Below are 23,789 nucleotides of genomic sequence, written 5' to 3'. Positions count from 1 at the left end.
GTGATCAGCACTGGGTCCCGTGAACGGCCCGGACCCTGGGAAAATTCGGTACCATATACCCACCGGGGGTATATGGATCACAACGGGAGGTCGGACACGATGACCACGGACGCGACAGAAGCGGAACCCACGGCCGAGATCGTGACCGACCACGACCGCGGCATCCACGGGTACCACCATCAGAAGGACGAACACCTCAAGCGCCTGCGCCGGATCGAGGGCCAGATCCGCGGGCTGCAGCGGATGGTCGACGAGGACGTCTACTGCATCGACATACTCACCCAGGTCTCGGCCTCCACGAAGGCCCTGCAGTCCTTCGCGCTCCAGCTCCTGGAGGAGCACCTGCGGCACTGCGTGGCCGACGCCGCGGTCAAGGGCGGCGACGAGATCGACGCCAAGGTCGAGGAGGCCACGAAGGCGATCGCGCGACTGCTGCGCACCTGATGAGTTCCCAGGCGGGGGCCTGGCCCGGGACTCTTGTTCTGCGGGTTCAGTCCTCGCCGTCCGAGCCGCCGGGCAACGCCTCGGCGACCTGCAGCACCTCGTCGATCCGGTCCGCGCTGAGCCGCCCCTCGGCGACCGCGGACGCCGCGATGATCAATTCACCGCACAGCTCGATCTCGGCGAGGGCGACGTGGTCCTGAACCGCTGTACCACCAACGGGAGCCACGTTCATCACCTCTTCCAGCCATCGGGGGTCGACTTCCCAGAGTAGGGAGCGCTCTACTCACCGCGCATGGCACGGAAGAACCATTTACGGCCCCCCACAGGACCCCCTACTTCTCGGCGACCTCACCCGCGAAGATGTCCCCCTTCTGAGGCAGCCGGACGCTCGCGGGCTTCCCGAACCCGTACAACAGGGTCGTCGACGCCACCGCGACGTCCTTCTTCTGCTGCGTGTTGGCGAAGCTGAAGCGGTGCCGGACCTTGCGGATCAGACCGTCGTCGTCGAGGTACACGTCGAACGGCACCGGCCCCTTGCCGAACCCTTTCGCCGCCGCGGCGAGCGCCCCCTTGTTCCCCGCGGACGCGGCCTTCGCGGCGGCGCCGAGATCGAGAGTCCCCTTGTAGTGCCGCGTCGGCACCCCGGCCACGTCGGCCTCCCCCTCGTACGTCGCCCTGCGCACGCCCCGCAGCAGTTCCACCGCGGCGAGCGGATCGGTGGCGCCGCCCGTGACGAGATTGCCGTCGGTCAGCGACGCGGTGTCGACCCGCACCCACTTGTCGGCGGGCACACCCGCGCCCCGGTTCTTCATGAAAAGGGCGCCGGGGGCGAGGAGTTCGGTGATCGGCCGGTGCTCCTGGGCGCCGGCCGCGTCCTGCGGCAGCTGCACCTTCAGCTCGCCCAGGCCCTTGCGGTAGTCGTAGACGCCCGAGCCCCGGATGGTGATCCGGGTGCCGCCGCTGGCCATCTCCATCGACGTACGCGCCTGGGAACTGCCCTCGCGCACCAGCCGGTCGGCGGCCTGGCGCACGGCCTGGGCCGGATCGGCGGTCCGGTCCCCCGCCTCGGCGCCACCGCCGCATCCGCCGGCACCGGCCACGATCCCCGCCGCGGCGACGGCCGCCGCCGCTCTTCTCATCGGGCGCCCGTGCTGCTGCACCACCATCGCTTGTCTACCCCCAAGCCTGTCCGTGCGTCTGCGGCCCCGCTGTTGCCCGGGTTAACGACGAGTAGGGTCGACCGTCACGCGAACGGGGGGTTTACATGAGCCCGCTACCGTGGCCGGGTGGCACAACAGCAGCAGGATCATGCGACGACGGTCGTGGAGCAGGGCCGGTTCTGCCTGGCCCGGTGCACCTGCGGCTGGCGCGGCCCCGCGAGACGCGCGCGCAGCAAGGCCCGTTCGGATGCGGAGGAGCACGCCCGGGCCGCATAGCAGCCGGCGGGAACCCACGGCTCCCGGATCTCGTCTCGTACCCCGGGAAGCAACGGGTGGCCGAGGGAGACACGGCATGCAGCGGCGTACGTTCATAGCGGCCTCGGCGGCCGCACTCACCGCGGGCGCGACCGCCGCCTGCGACGCGGGCGACAGCCCCGCGCCGGCGTCCTCGTCGTCCTCGGCGTCGGCCCCGGTGCGCTCCACGAGCGCGAGCGCCACGGTCCGCGCCGCGGCCGACCTGGACGCGCTGGCCAAGGACCTCGACGGCTCCCTGGTCCGCCCCGGCCAGTCGGCGTGGGCGGCGGCCCGTCAGCTCTACAACACCCGCTACGACACGCTGAAGCCCAGCGCGGTGGCGTACGCCGCCGGGCCCGACGACCTCCGTACGGCCCTCGCGTACGCCCGCGCCCGCAAGGTCCCGGTCGCCATCCGCAACGGCGGCCACTCGTACGCGGGCTGGTCCTCGGGCGACGGCCGGCTGATCCTCGACGTGTCCCGCATGAAGAGCGTCCGCGTCACCGGCGGCGAGGCGGTCGTCGGCGCGGGCGCGAAACTCATCGACGTCTACCGGGCGTTGGCCGCGAAGGGCGTCACCATCCCGGCGGGCTCGTGCCCCACGGTCGGCGTCTCGGGCCTCACCCTCGGCGGCGGCCACGGAGTGGTGTCCCGGGCGTACGGCCTGACCTGCGACAGCCTCACGCGGGCCACTCTGATCACGGCGGACGGCAAGGAGCTGACCGCGGACTCCTCGACGAACAAGGACCTGTTCTGGGCGCTCCGCGGCGCGGGCAACGGCCAGTTCGGCGTCGTCACGGAGCTCCGCTTCAAGACGCACCCCGCGCCGCAGGCCGTGTCCGCGTACATGACGTGGCCCTGGTCGAAGGCGGCGACGGTCCTCAAGGCCTGGCAGAAGTGGGGCCCGGACCAGCCCGACGAGATCTGGTCGTCGCTGCACGTGGCGAACGCGGCGGGCGGCCGCCCCACCATCTCCGTGTCGGCGTTCTCGCTCGGCACGTACACCGAGCTCCAGAACGCCGTCGACCGGCTCGCCGACGGCCCCGGCGGCCCGGGGCCGTCCACCTCGGTCTCGCTCAAGCGCCGCTCGTACGAGGAGTCGATGGAGGTCTACGCGGGCTGCTCCGCCTTCTCCTCCGACGCCCAGTGCCACCTCCCCGGCGCCACTCCCGGCCGCTCCCCGCAGGGCGCGCTGCAGCGCGAGACGTACGCGGCGCACTCGGACTTCTTCGACGCCTCGCTGTCGGACGCGGGGGTGCGCGCCCTGCTCAGGCAGCTGGAGACGGTGTCGGCGGGCGCGGGCTCGGTCGCGCTGACGGCGCTCGGCGGCGCGATCAACCGGGTCGACCCGACCGCCACGGCGTTCGTCCACCGCCGCTCGCGGATGCTCGCGCAGTACATCGTGTCGTGGCGCCCCGGCACGTCCGGCACGACGGCCCGGGGCTGGCTGAAAAAGGCGCACGACGCGATGCGCCCGTACGCGTCCGGGGCGGCGTACCAGAACTACACGGACGCGACCCTGACGGACTGGAAGAAGGCCTACTACGGCGACGCGGCCGGCCGGCTGACGAAGGTGAAGCGCAGGTACGACCCGTCAGGGTTCTTCAGCTTCCCGCAGGCGCTGTAGTCACGCCCGGTCCCGGAGGGGCCGGACCGGGGAACCCCCACCCCGTATGGAGCACGCGACACGCCCTCGGGTGGCCCAGACCCCCGGGCGGGGTTGCGCTGAATTCATGAACACTCCCCGAATAGTCGCCGCCACCGCGGCCACCGCCGCCGTCCTCACCCTGGGTGCCGCCACGGCGGCCGCTCTTGACGGCGGATCAGCCCACCCGGAGGCCGGTCCGCTCGCGGCGGCGTCCGCCACGGTCGCCCTGGCGGCCGGCGCCACCGGACTCGCCCTCGGCCGCGGCGAGACCGCTACGCGGCCAGGTCCCGCTCCTCGGCGGAGCCGGACGACCCTCGCGCCTCAGGAAGCTCCACCGCTCCCCGAGCCGGTGTCGCAGCCCTAGGCGACCAGACCAGCCACGCGGCACGGGACCGCCCGATCGCCCTGGCCAGCGGCGTCAGCAGCGCCGAGGCGAGCGGCGAGAGCAGCAGCGCGACGGCGGTGCCGAGCGCGAACCCGCCGACGACATCGGTCGGGTAGTGCACGCCCATGAAGACCCGGCAGAACCCTTCGAGGACGGCGAGCCCGATCCCGGCCAGGCCGAGCTTGCGGTGGGCGACGAAGAGCGCGGCGCCCATGGCCATGGCGAGGGTGGCGTGGTCGCTGACGAACGAGAAGTCGTTCTTCCCGTGGACCAGGAGCGTGAGCCCTTCGTGGTCCTTGAAGGGCCGCGGCCGCTCGACGAATGACCGGATCGGCACGTTCACCAGAACGGCGACGGCCGCGGCGAGCGGCGCCCACACGACGGCGGCGACGGACGAGGCGGCGTCCTCGAGCGCGTTCCGCTTGCGCGCGCCCCACCAGCACCACAGGACCACGAGCACCAGCCCGAGCAGGATCCCGTACTCGCCGACGAACGCCATGGCGCGGTCGAACCAGCCCGGAGTGTCGTCCGTCAGCCCGTTGATGTCGTAGAGCAGGGAGACGTCAGGGTTCGACCCGGAACTCTCGATCGCCTCGAGTCCAGCCATGATTCAGCGGCCCCTTCGTCTTCAGCCACCCCCGTGGTCGTTTTCCGGTTCAGCAAGAGGAACGCACGGTCCCACCGCCTACGTTCCACACTCCACCGAATGATCACGCAGACGTTATCGAAGAGAGACAGAAACCCGCAGCTCAGGGCCAGGCCTTAACGGAGAGTTCCAGCCACGTCACACTTCGGGCGACTTGCTCGGCAGCGCCTTGGCACCGTCCTCGGTGACCCGCGTCGCCCCGAAGTAGTCCGGGGTGTCGACCGGGTCGAAGCGGATGACCGCCCCGGTCCGCGGCGCGTCGATCATGTACCCGCCCCCCACATAGATCCCCACGTGCCGGATGGCCCGGCTGTTGGTGAGGTCGTCGGAGAAGAAGACCAGGTCCCCCGGCAGCAACTCGTCCCGCTTCGGGTGCGGCCCGGCGTTGTACTGGTCATTGGCGACACGCGGCAGCGTGACGCCCACGCTCTCGTACGCGGCCTTCGTCAGCCCGGAGCAGTCGAACCGCCCGCCCTGGTCGGCCGTCCCGTTCCCGCCCCACAGATAAGGGGTCCCCAGCTTCTTCTGCGCGTAGTAGATGGCGCTCGCGGCCTGCTGCGAGGGCTGCACCCGCCCCACGGGCCGCGCGAAGCTCTTCTCCAGGGTCGTGATGGTCTTCACGTAGTTCTGCGTCTCGCGGTACGGCGGCACGCCCTTGTACTTGATGACGGCGTACGCCCCCGCGTTGTACGCGGCCAGCATGTTCTTCGTCGGGTCGCCGGGCGCGTCCTTCACGTACGAGGCGAGCTTGCAGTCGTAACTGGCGGCCGACGGGATCGCGTCGTTCGGGTCCCAGATGTCGCGGTCCCCGTCCCCGTCCCCGTCGACGCCGTGCGCGGCCCAGGTCCCGGAGATGAACTGCGCGATGCCGTACGCCTTCGCCGGCGACGTGGCCTTCGGGTTGAAGCCGCTCTCCTGGTAGAGCTGCGCGGCGAGCAGCGCCGGGTTGATCGCGGGGCACAGATTGCCCCACTTCTGCACGAGCGACTGGTAGGCGACCGGCACGGCCCCCTTGGCGAGGCCTACGGCGCCCTGCCCGACCCCGTTCGTCAGGCTCCCGGCGGCCATATAGGTGCCGACGACGAGCAGCGTCACGAACCCGGTTCCCCCCGCGACGGCCGACCCTGCGACGATCCACGCCTTACGCACCGTCAACCGCCCTTCGCCGCACGGGAGTCCACCGACGTCACAGTCTAGAGGGGCTCCGGCCGCCCGGCCGGGAGTTCCCCGGGCGACCCTCGGAGAGGGACACCACGAACCGTCATTGCCCGGCGTGACCAGGCGTGATACACAGAGTGACCATACGTTCCCTCGTATACGGAACCGCCCGTGAGGCGGCCCGGCGACCGCGGGACCGTAGGAACTCGGCCAACGAATGGCGCCAAGTGTGCAGGCATCCGCGCCAATCTGAGCAAGAATGGGCCTGACCTCTGCGCTGCGGCGGGGGCGACAGAACTACCCACATGGGGCGGTGAGTTACACATGCTGCTGGCAGCCGAAAAGGGCGACATCACGACCATCATCGGCGGGATCGCCCCCGACTGGGGCCCGTTCGGAACTCTGGGCAACGAGGCACGCGTGATGATCGAGGTGGTGATGGCGGTAGCCATCCTGCTCTGCCTCGGCATCGCGATCTGGGGCGCGGCCAAGCAACGGATCGGGGCCACGGCCCTGCGCGACACCTTCAGCGCCGAGCAGGGCAAGGGCCTGATCATCGCGGGCCTGACCGGGGTCTTCATCATCGGCTCGCTCGGGACGCTCTTCACGATCGTGTACGGCATGGCCGTCTAGCCCGGCGACGCCCGGTCCCTTCGCCGTACGTCCTGCGGCGAACGTACCGTCAGTTTCGGTCCGGTCCCACCCGGTTACCTGTCCTAGGCCTTCTACCCCACCTGTCCTGTCGTGCCCACCGGCTGAGGTTGCGTCTCCCTGATGTCGAGTCACCACACCGCGCCCGCGCGGGAACCAGCACGGCTACCGTCGTATCCGGTGGATGCGGCGGTTCAGCAAGAGGTTGAGGGGGCGTGCCCGCGATGAGTCTCGACGACCGGCACGACGACACCTACGGCGGCACCGGGCAGACCCGGACCCGGCTGCCCGAGGGGTCGGGCGGCGACGTGTACGGAGGCGCGCGCAGACCCGGCCGCTCCTCGTCCCGTTCCCTGGTCACGGTGGTCGGCGTCGTGGTGCTCCTGATCGCGGCGATCGCCTTCGCGAACAGGGGCGGCGACGACGACGATGCCTCCGGCGGGAGCGGAAGTACGGGCTCCGGCGCGAAGTCCTCCCCCACGTCCCCGACCGGCACGAAGCCGGTGGGGTCGGGGTTCGCACACGATGAGCAGGGGGTTCAGTCGGCGGCGGCGAATTATGCGGTTCAGTTGGGCGGGGACGGCATGTTCAGCGCGGACCGACGGCACGCCATCGTGGACGGCATCTACACGCCCGCAGCGGCGGCGAAGCTCAAGGGCCCCATGGACAAGGCCTACTCCGCCGAGTTCCTGAACAAGCTCGGCCTCGACGCGAACGGCAACCCGCCCCAGGGCAGCACGTTCGTCTCCCGGACCGTCCCGGTGGGCACCAAGACGCTGCAGTACAGCGACGGCACCGCCAAGGTGTCGGTCTGGTACATGGGGCTCCTCGGCATCTCCGGGACCGGCTCGACCAACCCCGTCACCACGTCCTGGCAGACCTGGACCTTCACCCTCCAATGGTCCGGTGACGACTGGAAGATCACCTCGGACTCCCAGAAGAGCGGCCCGACGCCCGTCCCCGGCGACGAACGTGCCTCCAACTCCGACGACATCAGCAAGGCGATCGAGGAGTACGGAGGGTTCTCCTATGCCCGGTAGTCCACGCCTGGCGCTCAGGCTCACCGCGACGGTCGCTGCCGTACAGGCCGTGGCCGTGCTGACGGCCACCCGCGTCTTCGCGGCGCCGGACCCCGACCCGTCGAGCGACCCCTGCGACCTTCTGATCGGCCCCGCCAAGAAGTACTGCTCGCGCGACGACAGCGGCAGCGGGAGCACCGGAGGCGGCGGCGACATGCCGCCGGGCACCACCAACCCCCTCGACCCCCTCTCCAGCCTCGCCAAGGGCTGTGCCGACGCCGCGTCCTGGACCGTCGACAAGCTCAGTGAAGCCGTGCAGAAGACGGCCACGGTCGACTTCACCAATCAGAAGTTCCTGCAGCAGTACGCCGTCGTGTTCGCCGCGTCGACCATCCTCACGCTCCTGCTGTGGCTGCTCGCCGTCGCGAAGCGGGCCGTGCGCGGCGTGCCGCTGAGCACGGCGATCTCGGAGGCCATCGGGTTCCTCTGGCTGACCGTCCTCGCCTCGGCCTTCACGCCGCTCATCCTGTACACCGTCGTGTCCGCGGCGGACGGCGTCACCGACGTCCTGGCGAAGGCGACGGGGAATCAGACGGACACGTTCTTCGGGACGTTCTCCGAGGCCCTGAAGAAGGGCGACGACATCGGCGGCGGCCCGATCATGCTGATCGTCGTGTCGCTGGTGTCCATCGTCGCGGCCGGCGTGCTCTACCTGGAGCTGTATCTGCGTGCCGTGCTGCTGTACGTCGGCGCCCTGCTCGGCGTCGTCGTGTACTCGGGGCTCGTCGACAAGAACCTGTGGGGCCATGTCCGCCGCTGGGTCGGGATCATGGTCGCCGTCATCCTCGTCAAACCGGTCATCGTGATCGTGCTGGGCCTCGCGGGCGCCCTGTCCAGCAGCGGCGACGGGCCCGACTCGCTGGCCGCGGTCGTCTCCGGCCTCGCCATCGTGCTGCTCGCCATCTTCGCGAGCGGCATGATCTACCGCTTCGTCCCGGGCTTCGGCGACGAGATGGCCAACGTACGGAAGAACCGCATCATGCAGGGCGCCGAGGGCAAGGCAGCCGCCGCGTTCACCTCGCCCGCCGCACTCGTCTCGCAGGGCATCAAGACCCACAGCGCCCGCGCGGACAGCGGAGGTCAGGGCGGCGGTGCCAGCCAGGCCCGGCCCGCCAACCCCGCGTCCGGCGGCGTGGCCGCGCACAGCACGCGCCCGGCCGCCTCAGGGAGCGGCGGCGGAACTGTCCCCTCCGCCGCACCTCCGCCCCGTACGAGCCCCACGAACACTCCGCACGCGGGCAGCCGCGGTAGCGGTGGTGGCAATTCCGGCATCAACAGCAACGGCAAACCGCAAGGAGGTGCAGGGCGTTGACGACCCAGTCCCATGTGTCCCCTCCGGTCACGCCCCGCCGTACATATCTGATCGGCCGCGCCCGGCCGAACGCGATCGTCGGCAGGAACCGCGAGTCCGGCGAGATCGCCCTGATCATCGGCGGGGCGTTCCTCGGCATGATGTGCGGGCTGCTCGTCCCTGTTCTGTCCCTGCGGATCGTGCTGCTGATGGGTTTCCCGCTCGTCGCGCTCGCCGCGGTCTACGTGCCGTACAAGAACCGCACCTTCTACAAGTGGTTCGAGATCAACCGGAGCTACAAGCGTTCGCTGAAGCGCGGCACCGCCTACCGCTCGCGGGCGATGGAGGCCGGGGTCCGGTTCGACGGGCGTGAGGTCGAGGTCGGGCCGCCGCCGGGCATCGGCCGGCTGACGTGGCTCGCCGCGCCGTTCGGCCCGGACGAGATCGCCGTGCTCCTGCACGCCGACCGGCGTACCGTCACCGCCGCCATCGAGATCGAGGGCCCGGGCGTCGGGCTGCGCGACTCGGAGGACCAGGAGGCGCTGGTCGACCGGTTCGGCACCCTGCTGAAGCACGTGGCCAACGGCGACGGGTTCGTGACCCGCCTGCAGATGCTGGCCCGCACCCTGCCCGCCGACCCGGACGCGCACGCCAAGGACGTGGCCGTTCGCGGCGACGGCCGTTCCCTGGGCTGGCTGCAGGAGTCGTACGACCAGCTGCAGTCCATGGTGTCGACCAGCAGCGAGCAGCACCGCGCCTACCTCGTGGCCTGCATGCACTACACGCGCGAGCTGGCCGCTGAGGCGAACGCGATGGCGCGGGCCACCCGCCCGAAGGCCGGCAAGAAGGTCGACCGGGACGCGGGCCTCGCCGTCGTCATGGCGCGCGAGCTGACCGACATCTGCTCGCGCCTCCAGGAGGCCGACATCCGCGTTCGGCAGCCGCTGGGACAGGGGCGGCTCGCCTCGCTCATCCACTCCATGTACGACCCGGACCACCCCATCGACCACATCCAGGCGATGACGAAGCGCAACGCCTGGCCCGCCGAGCTCGACGCGATGGAGCCGACGTACCTGCAGGCGAAGACCCGGGAGTCGTCGACGCGCGCGCCCTGGTGCCACGCCACCGCCTGGGTCAAGGAGTGGCCGATGACGCCGGTCGGCGTCAACTTCCTCGCGCCGCTGCTCGTCCACACCCCGGACGTCATCCGGACCGTCGCCGTCACGATGGACCTGGAGCCGACGGAGGTCGCGATCGAGCGCATGCTGACCGAGAAGACGAACGACGAGGCGGACGCGTCCCGCGCCGCCAAGATGAACCGGACCGTCGACCCCCGCGACATCGCCGCCCACGGCCGCCTCGACCAGCGCGGCGAGGACCTGGCCAGCGGCGCGGCGGGGGTCAACCTCGTCGGCTACATCACGGTCTCGTCCCGCAACCCGGACGCGCTCGCCCGCGACAAGCGCACTATCCGGGCTTCGGCCGGGAAGTCGTACCTGAAGCTGGAGTGGTGCGACCGGGAGCACCACCGGGCATTCGTGAACACCTTGCCGTTCGCCACCGGCATCCGACGGTAGTCCCGTACTCCCCCAAGGCCAGAAGGTAGGCACGCTCATGCGGGATCCGTTGTCGCTCCTCACGGACGCCTTCACCTCCTTCCTGTTCGGGAAGGTGGAGACGACCCGGCTGCCGGTGCGTACGTCGACGGGGCAGGCGCAGGCCGTCTACCTGCCGACCGCCGCGCCCGGCCTCGGCGACTCGGGCGTGATCATCGGCCGCGAGGTGTACTCCGGCAAGGGCTACATCTACGACCCCTTCCAGCTGTACGGGCAGCAGCTGCCGGCCCCGCACTGGCTGGTCCTCGGCGAGTCCGGCAACGGCAAGTCGGCCCTGGAGAAGACGTACGTCCTGCGGCAGTTGAGGTTCCGGGACCGGCAGGTCGTCGTCCTCGACGCGCAGGGCGAGGACGGGGTCGGCGAATGGAACCTGATCGCGCAGGAGCTGGGGATAACTCCCATCCGGCTCGACCCGACGGCCGCGCTCGACATGGGCATCCGGCTGAACCCGCTGGACCCGGCGATCACCACGACGGGGCAGCTCGCGCTGCTCCGCACGATCATCGAGGTCGCGATGGGGCACGGCCTCGACGAGCGGTCCGGGTTCGCGCTCAAGGTCGCGCACGCGTACGTGAACGAGACGATCGTCGAGCGCCAGCCGGTGCTGACCGACATCGTCGAGCAGCTCCGGCACCCGGAGCCGGAGTCGGCCGAGGCCATGAACGTGGCCATAGAGGACGTACGGGCGTGGGGTCTCGATGTCGCGCTGGTGATCGACCGGCTCGTCGACGGTGACCTGCGGGGCATGTTCGACGGCCCGACGACCGTGGGCATCGACCTGGACGCCCCGCTGATCGTCTTCGACCTCTCGCACATCGACCGGAACTCGATCGCGATGCCGATCCTGATGGCGATCGTCGGCGTGTGGCTGGAGCACACCTGGATCCGGCCCGACCGGAAGAAGCGCATCTTCCTGGTCGAGGAGGCCTGGCACATCATCAACTCGCCTTTCGTGGCGCAGCTGTTCCAGCGTCTGCTGAAGTTCGGGCGGCGGCTCGGCCTGTCCTTCGTGGCGGTCGTGCACCACCTGAGCGACGTGGTCGACGGGGCGGCGGCCAAGGAGGCGGCGGCGATCCTCAAGATGGCGTCGACACGGACCATTTATGCGCAGAAGGCAGACGAGGCCAGAGCCACCGGCCGGGTCCTCGGTCTGCCGCGCTGGGCGGTCGAGATCATCCCGACCCTCACCCCCGGCATCGCGGTCTGGGACGTCAACGGCAATGTCCAGGTGGTCAAACACCTGGTCACCGAGACGGAACGCCCGTTGGTCTTCACCGACCGCGCCATGACCGAGTCGTCCAGCGACACGACCGGCGACGACGCCCTGTACGCCGCCGAGCTGGAGGCCGAGGAGCGGGCGGCGGCCTTCGTCGAGCAGCGCCTCAGCGACTCCTCCGAGTCCACGGTGGCGTGACGATGCGGGACGAGCGGCGGTACCGCGACGAGCGCGGCCGGGGCATCCCCGACGGTCTCCTGCTCGGCGTCCTGGCGTTCCTGCTGGGCATGACGATCATGGTGTGGTCGGCGACGGGCCTGGCGGGTCTGTTCGCCAAGGGCGCCTGGCCGTCGCAGGTGACGTTCGGTCATACGCCGCTGGCCATGCGCTACTTGATCGCCAAGCCTCATGACATGCCGGGCGCCTGGCCGAACACCCCGAAGGCGGAGCTCTCCGGGTACGGCCTCTTCTGGGGGCTGTTCATCGGGCAGTTGATGATCCTGGTGGTGCTGACGATCTTCGTGGCGGGCACGGTGGCCCGGTGGCGGGCGGTGCGGGCGAACCGCACCGCGGCCGCCGAGCGGGCCCCGGCGCCCCGCCAGGAGCGCGAGGCGGTGGCCACCGGCGCCGCCGCCGAGCCCGTACCGGCGCCGCCGGCCGTCACGCCCGTGCCGCCGCCGGCCCTGACGAAGGAGACGCCCCCGGCCGCGCCGGCACCCGCGCCCCTGCCCGTCGAGCAGGCACCGTCGGAGCCTCTCGTCGAACCGGCGGTCCCCGCCGCCCTGCCCGCTCCCCGCGGCCCCGTCCTCCTGGGCCCCCCGGCCGACCGCCACCCCTTGGCCGTCCAGGCGATCCGCGACGCCGAGGGCCCGGCCCTGGTCATCACCTCCGCTCCCGAGGTGTGGGCGGAGACGAAGGACGCCCGGGCCAAGCTCGGTCCGGTCCTCCTGTACGACCCGACGCACCGCTGCGACACCCCGGCCCGCATGCACTGGAACCCCGCGTCGGGCTGCGCGGACAAGGCCACGGCGGCCGGCCGCGCGACGGCGCTCCTCGCCCCGATAAGACCGACGGCCAGACTCGACTCGGCGGTGGCCGAGACCGCCGACACGCTGCTGCGCAGCTACCTGCACGCGGCCGCGGTCGACGGCAAGCCGTTCCGGCTCGTCCACCGCTGGGCGCAGGGCAGCCAGGTCCAGGACGCCGTACGCATCCTGCGCACGAACCCGAAGGCGGCCGCGGGCTCCGCGGGTGAGCTGGAGGCGGCGCTGACCTCGCATCCCGAACGCCGCGACATGGCACAGGAGTTGACGGCCCGCGCGCTGTCCTCCCTCTTCTCGGTCCACATCCGCGAGGCGTGCAACCCCAACCGAACTGATGCGCTCACCCTGGATTCCTTCGTCGACGAAGGGGGCACCCTTTATGTGGTGGGTGAAGCAATCGAGGACCCCAAGGGGAATCCCGGCGCGATGCCCCTGTTGACGGCCCTCGCCTCCAGCGTGGTCGAGCACGGCCGCCGCATGGCCGAAAGGTCACCTGCCGGCCGGCTCGACCCACCAATGACGCTCGTCCTGGACGACGTCGCGGCGGTGGCTCCACTTCCCCAGCTACCGGAGCTGCTGGCCACCGGAGCGGACCGGGGGTTGCCGACCCTGGCCCTGCTCCGGTCCCGGGAACAGGGCCGAAGCCGCTGGCCGGACGCCGAACTCCCGACCTTCTAGGCCGCTTTCGGGTTCGCGTACAGCCGCAGGAAGACATCCACGCCGCGCTCCACCCGCGCGTCGACCTCCGCGTCGGACATCGGCACGACCCCGAAGAACGTGTCCACGGTGACCGATCCGGCGGTCAGGAGCAGGAAGTACCGCGCCGCTTCCAGGGAGTTGGCCGCGTCGACGGCCAACAGGCCCTGCGCGCCGAGCTCGGCGAACCGCTCGCGCACCGCCTCCGCGACCGCCCGCGGCCCGATCCGCTGCCACTCCTCGACGACATCGGCGGGCAGGTGCGAGCCCTCCGAGATGATCTGCCGGACGAGCAGCATGTGCGGGCCGTGCTCACCGCGCCGCCCCAGCCATTCCCGCGCGAGCGAGCGGACGTCCTTCTCGACGTCCGTCACCTTGCCCAAGTGCCGCTCGATGAGCGCGACATGGGCCGCCGTGACGCTGGCGGCGCTGTCCATCAGCACCTCGCGGAACAGGTTCTCCTTGCCGCCGAAGTGGTTGTAGAGGGTGCGCGTCGAGACCCCGGCCTCGGCCGCGATCTCGTCGATGCCCGCGCGGGTGTACCCCTCTCGCCCGAACACCGTGCGCGCGCCGCGCAGCAGCGCCTGCCGCTTCTCGACCGTGCCCTTGCGCGGGCCCTGCCCGTGCTGATCCGCCATCCCGTACCTCCGTCCCGTCCAGCCTAGGCACAGCGACCTAGATACAACGACCGTTGCACTTACTACAACCACGGTTGTACTTTATCGCCATGGCAACCGACCCCCAGGCATCGGCGGCCCCCGCGTCCGGCGGCCGCCGCCCCACCTTCACCCTGATCGTCGTCCTCCTCGGCATGCTCACGCTCCCGATGGCCATGTCCGGGACCACGGTGGCCCTGCCCCGTATCGGCGCCGACCTCGACGCATCGGGCGCCGCCCTGCAGTGGGTGGTCGTCGGCTACTTCCTCGCCGCGTCCTCGTTCATGCTGGTCGCGGGGTCACTCGGCGACCTCTACGGCCGCCGCCGGATCCTCACGCTCGGCGCCGCGCTCTACACGGCCGGCACCCTGGCCTCGGCGCTCGTCCAGCACATCCTGCTCCTGGACGCGGCCCGCCTGGTCTCCGGCATCGGCGCCGCGGGCGTCATGGCCAGCGGCGGCTCGCTGCTCGCCGCGACCTTCACCGGCCCCGCCCGCACCCGCGTCTTCGCCTCGCTCGGCACCACGTCGGGCCTCGGCCTCGCTTTCGGCCCGACCTTCTCCGGCTGGCTCGTCGACGCGGTCGGCTGGCGCGCCACCTTCCTGTCCTACGTCGCCGTGGGCCTCGTCGTCCTCGTCGGCACCCGCCTGATGAGCGAGTCCCGGGCCGCGACCCGGCCGCGCGTGGACAAGGCGGGCGCGGCGGCGTTCATCGCGGGCCTCGCGCTCGCCCTCTTCGCGGTCACCCAGGGCGCCAAGTCCGGCTGGACATCGGCCGCGACGCTGCTCCCGGCCGCCCTCGCCCCGGCCCTCCTCCTCATCTTCGTACGCGTCGAACAGCGCATCGTCCGCACCGGCTCGGGCCGCCCGATCCTCGATCTGCGGCTCACCCGCAACCCGGCGTTCCTCGGCTGGGCCGTCGGCTCCTTCGGCCTCGGCGCGGGCACCACCGGCGCCCTCACCTTCCTGCCCACCTACCTCCAGGGCGCGAGCGGCACGACGGCCCGCGCGGCCGGCCTGACGCTCCTGCTGATGACGGTGCCGATCCTCGCCCTGCCCCCGCTCGGCGCCCGGCTCGTCAACCGGGGCGTCCCCGCCCGCCACCTGCTGGTGCTGTCCCTGCTGCTGATCGCCGCGGGCAACGCCTGGCTCACCACCCTGCACCCCGGCATCACCGCCGGCGCACTCGCGGGCCCGCTGCTCACCATCGGCGCAGGCCAGGGCCTGTCCATCGGCATCATCGACGCCCAGGCCCTGTCGATGGTCGCCCCGTCCGAGGTCGGCATGGCCTCCGGCTTCCTCAACACGGTCCGCGGCGGCATCGGCGCCGTCATGCTCACGGTCTTCGGCGCGCTGCTGCTCGCCGCCGTCACATCACGGGTCGGGTCGGGCCCGCTCGCCGCCCATGTGACCGCGGGCTCCGGCGGCCACGCCCAGGAGTTCACGGCCGCGTGGCGCGTGACGCTGTGGACCGTGACGGGCCTGATGGCGGCGCTGGCGGCCGTCACGTACACCCTGCTGCGCCCCGGACGCCGGGGCGCACAGCCTCAGACACCGAGCACGGACAAGGCCCTCACCACGACAGCTGCGTAGATCCACCAGGGCCTCGGTGACCCGCCAGGCCTCTCGTGGACCCGCCAGGTCCTCTCTTGCCCACCACCATCCACCGCCCCCAAGGAGAACCCGCCATGTCCGTCAACAGCCCCCTCCGCGTCGCCGTCGTCGTCGGCTCCACCCGCGACGGCCGCCTGGCCCCCACCGTCGGCACCTGGTTCACCGGCCAGGCCAGGACCCACGCCCCCGACACCCACTTCGACGTCATCGACCTGGCCGACCTGACGCTGCCCGACACCCACCCGGCCTGGGGCCACCCGCACACCCCGGAGCAGGCCGAGCTGGCCGCACGGGTGGACGCCGCCGACGCCTACGTGATCGTCACGCCCGAGTACAACCACAGCTTCCCGGCCCACCTGAAGCACTTCATCGACCTGCACCACCAGGAGTGGAAGGCCAAGCCGGTCGGCTTCGTGTCGTACGGCGGCGTCGGCGGCGGCCTGCGCGCGGTGGAACAACTCCGTCTGGTCTTCGCCGAGTTGCACGCCGTCACGGTCCGCGACGGCGTCAGCTTCCACCGCGCGACCCCCGGCCACTTCACCGAGGACGGCACGGCCCACGATCCGCAGGGCGCGGGCCAGGCCGCCAAGGTCCTGCTCGACCAGCTGGACTGGTGGGCCCACGCCCTGCGCACGGCCCGCGCCGAACGCCCCTACGCCTGAACCGCGCCGGCCGCGTCCGCGCCGAACACCATCTCGTGATCCACCTTGCAGGGGTCGGACGGATTCCGGACGGCCCCTCCGGTGCGGACGAACCCGAACCTCCGGTAGAACCTCTCGGCCCGCGCATTGTCCTGGTGGACGTGCAGCCGCACCCGCGTCACCCCGTCCTGCCCCAGCGCCCAGTCGACCGCCGCCGAGAACAGCTCCTCCGTCAGCCCGCGCCCCCGGTCCTCGGGCCGTACGAACACCCCGACGAGCTGCGCCTGCCGCTGCTCGACGACCTGCCCGAAGAAGTCCTCGGCGCCCGCCTCCTCGACGAGCACCACCACGGTCCCGGCCCACACGCCGTCCCGTCCCACCGCCACGAACTGCCGGGCCGACGTGCCGTGCGACGCCCCCGACGCCCGGTCCTGCCAGAAGCTGTCGGGCCGCGCCGCCGCCTGCTCGTACGTCTCCAGGAACGCCAGCGCGGCCACCGGGTCCCGCAGCGCGGCGAGCCGCAGCTCCTTCACGGCCCGCCACTCGTCGGCGCGCACGGCGCGGATCTCGTGGTCCATGCGCCGCACCCTACGGGCCCGTAGTACCTGGGTACTACAGCATGTTCCGTGGCCGGGTGCCCGGGGCGGACGCGGCCCAGGGCCACCTCACGGCACCTTCATAGCCATGACGATCCAAGCCCTCGGCCTCACCAAACGGTACGGCGACAAGACCGTCGTCGACGATCTGACCTTCACCGTCGAACCCGGCACGATCACCGGCTTCCTCGGCCCGAACGGCGCCGGCAAGTCCACCACCCTGCGCATGCTGCTCGGCCTCGACGCCCCCACCTCCGGCCGCGCCACCATCGGCGGCCGCTCCTACGCCACCCACCACGCGCCCCTGTGCGAGGTCGGCGCGCTCCTGGAGGCGAAGGCCGTCCACCCGGGCCGCACCGCCTTCCACCACCTCATGGGGCTCGCCCACACCCACGGCATCCCGCGCTCCCGCGTCGAGCACGTCCTCGGCCTCACCGGCCTCACGGACGTCGCAGGAAAGCGGGTCAAGGGCTTCTCCCTCGGCATGGGCCAGCGTCTCGGCATCGCCGCCGCCCTGATCGGCGACCCGGCCACGGTCGTCCTCGACGAACCCGTCAACGGCCTCGACCCCGAGGGCGTCCTGTGGATCCGCAACCTCCTCAAATCCCTTGCCCAGCAAGGCCGTACGGTCCTGATCTCCTCGCACCTGATGAGCGAGATGGCGCTGACCGCCGACCACCTGATCGTCATCGGCCGCGGCCGCCTCCTCGCGGACACCACGGTCGCCGACCTCGTCCGTGAATCCGGCGCCGCCTACGTCAAGGTCGTCACGCCCGAGGCCGCCCGCCTGCGCGACCTCCTGACCGGCGCCGACACCACCACCGAGGCACCCGACACCCTGCACGTCCGCGGCCTCGAAGCCCCCGACATCGGCAGGATCGCGGCCGCCCACACCATCCCCCTCTTCGAACTCAGCCCCCGGACGGCCTCGTTGGAACAGGCCTTCATGAACCTCACCCACGACGCGGTCGAGTACCAGGCGACCACGGCCCTGACAGGAGCCACCCGATGACGACCCCCACCGCCTACGCCGTGACCCCGCGCCGTGTCCTCACCTCGGAATGGCACAAGTTCCGTACGCTGCGCTCCACTTGGTGGACGCTGGGCCTGGCCGCCGCCCTGGTCGTCACGGTCGGCCTCGTCATGGGCTCCACGTACGACGGCGACGACGCGAACATCGACACCGTCGTCTTCACTCTCTTCGGCACCCAGCTCTCCCAGATCTGCGTCGCCGTCCTCGGCATCCTGATCACGGCGAGCGAGTACTCGACGGGCCTGGTCCGCGCCACCATGGCGGCGGTTCCGCGCCGCCTGCCCGTCCTGTGGTCGAAGGCCGCCGTCTTCACCGCGTGCGCCTTCACCTTCACCTTCGTGACGAACACCGTGACGTTCCTGCTGGCCCAGATCTGGCTCTCCGACACCGACAAGGCACTGTCCCTGACGGACTCCGGAGTCCTCGGCGCCCTCGCGGGCAACGCCGCGGGCGTCACCCTGCTCAGCCTGACCGCCCTGGGCCTCGGCGCCCTGTGCCGCTCGGTCCCGGCCGCCATCGGCGCGTTCGTCGGTGCCGTCATGATCCTGCCCGAGGTCCTCCAGATGATCAGCTACGACGCCGTGCAGAGCGCCCTGAAGTTCTTCCCGGCGAAGTCGGCGGAGTCCCTCGGCTCGATCGCCCCGGTGGCCGACCACAACGCCCCGCTCACCGCGCTCGTCTCCCTCGTCCTGTGGGCGGCCGCCGTGCTGGCCGCAGCCGGACTCCTTCTCAAGCGGCGCGACGTATGACCAGGATGAGCGCGTGACACCGACCGCCGGCGGGCCCGAGCCCCGCACCAGCCAGTTCCTGCACCGCGCCGCCCGGCGGGTGCGCGCCTACGACCGGCGCCGCCCGCTGCCGTGGGACCTGCTCGTGACGGGGTTCGGTGTCATCGCGGCCCTGGTCGACTGGGCGGGCGACGGCTGGAAGAGCACCGCCGGGAACACCGAGGTGCCCGGCGGGCTCGTGCTCCTCCTCAGCCTCGCCCTGTCCGTGCCGCTGCTGTGGCGCCGCACCCGCCCCTTGGCCGCGCTGACGGTCATGGTGGCGGCCGGCGTCGTGAACAGCGCGACCGGCGCCCTCCTCCAGGCCGCCCTGCTCCAGCTCTTCGTCGTCTTCAACGTGGCGCTGCGGGCCCGCATGCGCGCCCTGCTGCTGGCCTGCGCCCTGACCCTGATCCCGGCCGTGGTCGCCGTCGTCCGCTTCCCGAGGGGCAGCTGGGACGCCCAGGTCGTGCCCCAGGTCTGGTCGCTCGCCCTGGTCGCCGCGCTGGCCATCGCCGTCCGCAGCCGCCAGGACTACACGAACTCCCTCGTCGAACGGGCCCGCCAGCTCGAGGTGGAGCGCGACCAGCAGGCCCAGCTCGCGGCCGCCGCGGAACGCGCCCGGATCGCCCGCGAGATGCACGACATCATCGGCCACAACCTCTCCGTCATCACCGGCCTCGCCGACGGCGGCTCCTACGCGGCCGCCCGCAACCCGGAACGCGCCGGCCAGGCCCTCACCGCGATCGCCACCACCAGCCGCCAGGCCCTCACCGAACTCCGCCGCCTCCTGGACGTACTGCGCGAGGAAACCCCGCCCACCGGACCGGAGTTCGCCCCGCAGCCCGCCCTCGCGGACATCGACGCCCTCATCGACGGCGTACGCACCGCGGGCCTGCCGGTGCACCTGTCGCCCATCGGCGAACCGCCCTCCCCGCTCCCGCCCGGCACCCAACTCGCCCTGTACCGCATCCTCCAGGAGGCCCTGACCAACACCCTCAAGCACGCGGGCCCGAAGGTCACGGCCACCGTCGACCTCTCCTACGCCGCCGACGCCGTCACGCTCACGGTCACGGACACGGGCCGCGGCGGCACCCCGGTCCCGGGCGGCCGCGGTCTGACGGGAATGCGCGAGCGAACGTCCCTCTACAACGGCACACTTGAGGCCGGCCCGCGGCCCACCGGCGGCTGGCGGGTCACGGCCCATCTCCCTGTCCCCAAGGAATCGACCACGTGAACCCCACGCCCCTTCCCCCGCATCCGCCTTCGTCGCCGGCCACCTCGGTCCTCATCGTCGACGACCAGCCCATGCAGCGCTTCGGCTTCCGCATGCTCCTGGAGAGCCAGGACGATCTGCGGGTCGCGGGAGAGGCGGGCACCGGCAGCGAGGCCGTCCGCCTCGCGTCACAACTGCGCCCGGACGTCGTCCTGATGGACATCCGCATGCCGGGCATGGACGGCATCGAGGCCACACGCCGCATCGTGTCGACCGACGCGGAGAACGCCCCGCGCATCCTCATCCTCACCACGTTCGACATGGACGAGTACGCGTACGCGGGACTGCGCGCCGGCGCTTCCGGCTTCCTCATCAAGGACGCACTCCCGGAGGAGCTCCTCGCGGGCGTCCGTGCGGTGGCGGCCGGCGACGCGATCGTGGCCCCCGCCCTGACCCGCCGTCTCCTCGACGCCTACGTCCACCATCTCCCGGCCGCACCGGGCTCCCCCGCGCCGCCCGATCCCCGCGTCGCTTCCCTGACGGACCGCGAACGGGAGATCCTCACGGTCATCGCCCAGGGCTGGACCAATACGGAGATCGCCGCCCGCCTCCATCTCGCGGAGTCGACGGTGAAGACGCATGTCTCCCGCATTCTGGCGAAGACAGGGGCACGGGACCGGGTCCAGGCGGTGATAGTGGCGTACGACGCCAAATTGGTGGAGCCCGCCTAAACGCAGAAAAGCCCCGGACCGTATCCCGGTCCGGGGCTTTTCTCAACAATAGTTCGGCGGCGTCCTACTCTCCCACAGGGTCCCCCCTGCAGTACCATCGGCGCTGTAAGGCTTAGCTTCCGGGTTCGGAATGTAACCGGGCGTTTCCCTCACGCTATGACCACCGAAACACTATGAAACTGTCAACCGGAGCCGTAGCCAATCGGCTTCGACGGTTGTTCGTGGTTTCAGAACCAACACAGTGGACGCGAGCAACTGAGGACAAGCCCTCGGCCTATTAGTACCAGTCACCTCCACACCTTACGGTGCTTCCAGATCTGGCCTATCAACCCAGTCGTCTACTGGGAGCCTTAACCCCTCAAAGGGGGTGGGAGTCCTCATCTTGAAGCAGGCTTCCCGCTTAGATGCTTTCAGCGGTTATCCTTTCCGAACGTAGCCAACCAGCCATGCCCTTGGCAGGACAACTGGCACACCAGAGGTTCGTCCGTCCCGGTCCTCTCGTACTAGGGACAGCCCTTCTCAAGACTCCTACGCGCACAGCGGATAGGGACCGAACTGTCTCACGACGTTCTAAACCCAGCTCGCGTACCGCTTTAATGGGCGAACAGCCCAACCCTTGGGACCGACTCCAGCCCCAGGATGCGACGAGCCGACATCGAGGTGCCAAACCATCCCGTCGATATGGACTCTTGGGGAAGATCAGCCTGTTATCCCCGGGGTACCTTTTATCCGTTGAGCGACGGCGCTTCCACAAGCCACCGCCGGATCACTAGTCCCGACTTTCGTCCCTGCTCGACCCGTCGGTCTCACAGTCAAGCTCCCTTGTGCACTTACACTCAACACCTGATTACCAACCAGGCTGAGGGAACCTTTGGGCGCCTCCGTTACCCTTTGGGAGGCAACCGCCCCAGTTAAACTACCCATCAGACACTGTCCCTGATCCGGATCACGGACCCAGGTTAGACATCCAGCACGACCAGAGTGGTATTTCAACGACGACTCCCCCTGAACTGGCGTCCAGAGTTCACAGTCTCCCACCTATCCTACACAAGCCGAACCGAACACCAATATCAAACTGTAGTAAAGGTCCCGGGGTCTTTCCGTCCTGCTGCGCGAAACGAGCATCTTTACTCGTAGTGCAATTTCACCGGGCCTATGGTTGAGACAGTCGAGAAGTCGTTACGCCATTCGTGCAGGTCGGAACTTACCCGACAAGGAATTTCGCTACCTTAGGATGGTTATAGTTACCACCGCCGTTTACTGGCGCTTAAGTTCTCAGCTTCGCCAAGACGAATCTTGACTAACCGGTCCCCTTAACGTTCCAGCACCGGGCAGGCGTCAGTCCGTATACATCGCCTTACGGCTTCGCACGGACCTGTGTTTTTAGTAAACAGTCGCTTCTCGCTGGTCTCTGCGGCCACCCCCAGCTCAGAGTGCAAGACTCATCACCAGGAATGGCCCCCCTTCTCCCGAAGTTACGGGGGCATTTTGCCGAGTTCCTTAACCATAGTTCACCCGAACGCCTCGGTATTCTCTACCTGACCACCTGAGTCGGTTTAGGGTACGGGCCGCCATGAAACTCGCTAGAGGCTTTTCTCGACAGCATAGGATCATCCACTTCACCACAATCGGCTCGGCATCAGGTCTCAGCCACAAGTACGACGGATTTACCTATCGCACGGCCTACACCCTTACCCCGGGACAACCACCGCCCGGGCTGGACTACCTTCCTGCGTCACCCCATCACTCACCTACTACCAACTTGGGCCGGCGGCTCCACCACTTTCCATTCCCCGAAGGGTCCGGAACGGCTTCACGGCCTTAGCATCACTGGATTCGATGTTTGACGCTTCACAGCGGGTACCGGAATATCAACCGGTTATCCATCGACTACGCCTGTCGGCCTCGCCTTAGGTCCCGACTTACCCTGGGCAGATCAGCTTGACCCAGGAACCCTTAGTCAATCGGCGCACACGTTTCTCACGTGTGTATCGCTACTCATGCCTGCATTCTCACTCGTGAACCGTCCACCACTAGCTTCCGCTGCAGCTTCACCCGGCACACGACGCTCCCCTACCCATCACAGCAGGCGTTGGCCCTCTTGCTGCAATGACACGACTTCGGCGGTACGCTTGAGCCCCGCTACATTGTCGGCGCGGAATCACTAGACCAGTGAGCTATTACGCACTCTTTCAAGGGTGGCTGCTTCTAAGCCAACCTCCTGGTTGTCTCTGCGACTCCACATCCTTTCCCACTTAGCGTACGCTTAGGGGCCTTAGTCGATGCTCTGGGCTGTTTCCCTCTCGACCATGGAGCTTATCCCCCACAGTCTCACTGCCGCGCTCTCACTTACCGGCATTCGGAGTTTGGCTAAGGTCAGTAACCCGGTAGGGCCCATCGCCTATCCAGTGCTCTACCTCCGGCAAGAAACACACGACGCTGCACCTAAATGCATTTCGGGGAGAACCAGCTATCACGGAGTTTGATTGGCCTTTCACCCCTAACCACAGGTCATCCCCCAGGTTTTCAACCCTGGTGGGTTCGGTCCTCCACGAAGTCTTACCTCCGCTTCAACCTGCCCATGGCTAGATCACTCCGCTTCGGGTCTTGAGCGCGCTACTGAATCGCCCTATTCGGACTCGCTTTCGCTACGGCTTCCCCACACGGGTTAACCTCGCAACACACCGCAAACTCGCAGGCTCATTCTTCAAAAGGCACGCAGTCACGACGCAAGGAACAAGTTCCTTGCGCGACGCTCCCACGGCTTGTAGGCACACGGTTTCAGGTACTATTTCACTCCGCTCCCGCGGTACTTTTCACCATTCCCTCACGGTACTATCCGCTATCGGTCACCAGGGAATATTTAGGCTTAACGGGTGGTCCCGCCAGATTCACACGGGATTTCTCGGGCCCCGTGCTACTTGGGTGTCTCTTAAACGAGCCGCTGACGTTTCGACTACGGGGGTCTTACCCTCTACGCCGGACCTTTCGCATGTCCTTCGCCTACATCAACGGTTTCTGACTCGTCCCACGGCCGGCAGACCGTAGAAAAGAGATCCCACAACCCCCACGACGCAACCCCTGCCGGGTCTCACACGCCGTAGGTTTGGCCTCATCCAGTTTCGCTCGCCACTACTCCCGGAATCACGGTTGTTTTCTCTTCCTGCGGGTACTGAGATGTTTCACTTCCCCGCGTTCCCTCCACACTGCCT

The 23,789-nt window shown here is 69.5% G+C and carries 20 protein-coding genes and 2 rRNA genes (1 of these 22 cut by a window edge); 14 read left to right on the top strand and 8 right to left on the bottom strand.

The window, feature by feature from the left end; all coding sequences use genetic code 11:
• Window positions 1-99: 99 nt before the first annotated feature.
• The gene (locus ACQUQD_RS21840) at window positions 100-444 is read left to right on the top strand and encodes a metal-sensitive transcriptional regulator (protein WP_428953804.1); all 345 of its coding nucleotides are present in this window, start codon (window positions 100-102) and stop codon (window positions 442-444) included.
• Between the two features lie 46 nt (window positions 445-490).
• On the opposite strand, the gene ACQUQD_RS21835 is transcribed toward ACQUQD_RS21840, so the two are convergent.
• Complete coding sequence (locus tag ACQUQD_RS21835; RefSeq protein WP_428953803.1) at window positions 491-676, bottom strand: hypothetical protein; 186 nt, start codon at window positions 674-676, stop codon at window positions 491-493.
• Window positions 677-776: 100 nt separating this feature from the next.
• Window positions 777-1,583: a hypothetical protein gene (locus ACQUQD_RS21830; RefSeq protein WP_428953802.1), complete on the bottom strand. Its 807-nt coding sequence runs from the start codon at window positions 1,581-1,583 to the stop codon at window positions 777-779.
• 373 nt (window positions 1,584-1,956) lie between these two features.
• On the opposite strand from ACQUQD_RS21830, the gene ACQUQD_RS21825 reads away from it, so the two are divergent.
• A complete protein-coding gene (locus ACQUQD_RS21825) occupies window positions 1,957-3,525 on the top strand; it encodes an FAD-binding oxidoreductase (protein WP_428953801.1) in 1,569 nt (522 codons plus the stop codon).
• 293 nt (window positions 3,526-3,818) lie between these two features.
• On the opposite strand, the gene ACQUQD_RS21820 is transcribed toward ACQUQD_RS21825, so the two are convergent.
• Together ACQUQD_RS21820 and ACQUQD_RS21815 are read right to left on the bottom strand one after the other, a co-directional pair.
• Window positions 3,819-4,538: a phosphatase PAP2 family protein gene (locus ACQUQD_RS21820; RefSeq protein ID WP_428953800.1), complete on the bottom strand. Its 720-nt coding sequence runs from the start codon at window positions 4,536-4,538 to the stop codon at window positions 3,819-3,821.
• 177 nt (window positions 4,539-4,715) lie between these two features.
• Window positions 4,716-5,726 carry an NlpC/P60 family protein gene (locus ACQUQD_RS21815; protein WP_428953799.1) on the bottom strand — a complete coding sequence of 337 codons (1,011 nt, stop codon included), beginning with the start codon at window positions 5,724-5,726 and terminating at the stop codon, window positions 4,716-4,718.
• Window positions 5,727-6,059: 333 nt separating this feature from the next.
• Between ACQUQD_RS21815 and ACQUQD_RS21810 the strand changes: the two genes are divergently transcribed.
• From ACQUQD_RS21810 to ACQUQD_RS21785, 6 genes are all read left to right on the top strand, one after another.
• Window positions 6,060-6,368, top strand: coding sequence for a hypothetical protein (locus ACQUQD_RS21810; protein ID WP_188337772.1), 309 nt, complete (start codon window positions 6,060-6,062; stop codon window positions 6,366-6,368).
• Between the two features lie 242 nt (window positions 6,369-6,610).
• Window positions 6,611-7,426: a hypothetical protein gene (locus ACQUQD_RS21805; RefSeq protein WP_428957623.1), complete on the top strand. Its 816-nt coding sequence runs from the start codon at window positions 6,611-6,613 to the stop codon at window positions 7,424-7,426.
• Window positions 7,416-8,777 carry a hypothetical protein gene (locus ACQUQD_RS21800; RefSeq protein WP_428953798.1) on the top strand — a complete coding sequence of 454 codons (1,362 nt, stop codon included), beginning with the start codon at window positions 7,416-7,418 and terminating at the stop codon, window positions 8,775-8,777. Before ACQUQD_RS21805 ends, ACQUQD_RS21800 begins: the two co-directional genes overlap by 11 nt.
• The gene (locus tag ACQUQD_RS21795; protein ID WP_428953797.1) at window positions 8,774-10,333 is read left to right on the top strand and encodes an SCO6880 family protein; all 1,560 of its coding nucleotides are present in this window, start codon (window positions 8,774-8,776) and stop codon (window positions 10,331-10,333) included. Before ACQUQD_RS21800 ends, ACQUQD_RS21795 begins: the two co-directional genes overlap by 4 nt.
• 37 nt (window positions 10,334-10,370) lie before the next feature.
• The gene (locus ACQUQD_RS21790) at window positions 10,371-11,786 is read left to right on the top strand and encodes an ATP-binding protein (protein ID WP_428953796.1); all 1,416 of its coding nucleotides are present in this window, start codon (window positions 10,371-10,373) and stop codon (window positions 11,784-11,786) included.
• A gap of 2 nt (window positions 11,787-11,788) precedes the next feature.
• Window positions 11,789-13,309: a type IV secretory system conjugative DNA transfer family protein gene (locus ACQUQD_RS21785; protein WP_428957622.1), complete on the top strand. Its 1,521-nt coding sequence runs from the start codon at window positions 11,789-11,791 to the stop codon at window positions 13,307-13,309.
• On the opposite strand, the gene ACQUQD_RS21780 is transcribed toward ACQUQD_RS21785, so the two are convergent.
• Window positions 13,306-13,965, bottom strand: a complete 660-nt coding sequence (locus ACQUQD_RS21780) for a TetR/AcrR family transcriptional regulator (RefSeq protein ID WP_428953795.1) — start codon at window positions 13,963-13,965, stop codon at window positions 13,306-13,308. The genes ACQUQD_RS21785 and ACQUQD_RS21780 overlap by 4 nt on opposite strands.
• An 89-nt stretch (window positions 13,966-14,054) precedes the next feature.
• On the opposite strand from ACQUQD_RS21780, the gene ACQUQD_RS21775 reads away from it, so the two are divergent.
• Both ACQUQD_RS21775 and ACQUQD_RS21770 read left to right on the top strand, forming a co-directional pair.
• Entirely contained in the window at window positions 14,055-15,575 is a 1,521-nt protein-coding gene (locus ACQUQD_RS21775) for an MFS transporter (RefSeq protein WP_428953794.1), read from the top strand.
• A gap of 95 nt (window positions 15,576-15,670) precedes the next feature.
• Complete coding sequence (locus tag ACQUQD_RS21770) at window positions 15,671-16,258, top strand: NADPH-dependent FMN reductase (protein WP_428953793.1); 588 nt, start codon at window positions 15,671-15,673, stop codon at window positions 16,256-16,258.
• On the opposite strand, the gene ACQUQD_RS21765 is transcribed toward ACQUQD_RS21770, so the two are convergent.
• Window positions 16,249-16,815 carry a GNAT family N-acetyltransferase gene (locus tag ACQUQD_RS21765; protein WP_428953792.1) on the bottom strand — a complete coding sequence of 189 codons (567 nt, stop codon included), beginning with the start codon at window positions 16,813-16,815 and terminating at the stop codon, window positions 16,249-16,251. The two genes, ACQUQD_RS21770 and ACQUQD_RS21765, sit on opposite strands and share 10 nt — an antisense overlap.
• A gap of 106 nt (window positions 16,816-16,921) precedes the next feature.
• On the opposite strand from ACQUQD_RS21765, the gene ACQUQD_RS21760 reads away from it, so the two are divergent.
• From ACQUQD_RS21760 to ACQUQD_RS21745, 4 genes are read left to right on the top strand one after another with little or no spacing between them, the layout of a single operon-like run.
• A complete protein-coding gene (locus tag ACQUQD_RS21760) occupies window positions 16,922-17,845 on the top strand; it encodes an ATP-binding cassette domain-containing protein (RefSeq protein WP_428953791.1) in 924 nt (307 codons plus the stop codon).
• A complete protein-coding gene (locus tag ACQUQD_RS21755; protein WP_428953790.1) occupies window positions 17,842-18,615 on the top strand; it encodes an ABC transporter permease in 774 nt (257 codons plus the stop codon). The genes ACQUQD_RS21760 and ACQUQD_RS21755 overlap by 4 nt, the downstream gene beginning before the upstream one ends.
• Before the next feature lie 13 nt (window positions 18,616-18,628).
• Complete coding sequence (locus ACQUQD_RS21750; protein ID WP_428953789.1) at window positions 18,629-19,867, top strand: sensor histidine kinase; 1,239 nt, start codon at window positions 18,629-18,631, stop codon at window positions 19,865-19,867.
• Window positions 19,864-20,577 carry a response regulator gene (locus tag ACQUQD_RS21745; protein ID WP_428953788.1) on the top strand — a complete coding sequence of 238 codons (714 nt, stop codon included), beginning with the start codon at window positions 19,864-19,866 and terminating at the stop codon, window positions 20,575-20,577. Before ACQUQD_RS21750 ends, ACQUQD_RS21745 begins: the two co-directional genes overlap by 4 nt.
• A 51-nt stretch (window positions 20,578-20,628) precedes the next feature.
• Here ACQUQD_RS21745 and rrf read toward each other — a convergent pair.
• Together rrf and ACQUQD_RS21735 are read right to left on the bottom strand one after the other, a co-directional pair.
• Window positions 20,629-20,745 (bottom strand): 5S ribosomal RNA (rrf, locus tag ACQUQD_RS21740).
• Between the two features lie 89 nt (window positions 20,746-20,834).
• Window positions 20,835-23,789: ribosomal RNA gene (locus ACQUQD_RS21735) — 23S ribosomal RNA — on the bottom strand (it continues 168 nt past the right edge of the window).

This window comes from Streptomyces sp. cg35, assembly GCF_050410835.1.
Classification (GTDB): domain Bacteria; phylum Actinomycetota; class Actinomycetes; order Streptomycetales; family Streptomycetaceae; genus Streptomyces.
Note: the sequence above shows the minus strand (reverse complement) of the source record. Positions and strands in the feature narration are given on the sequence as shown.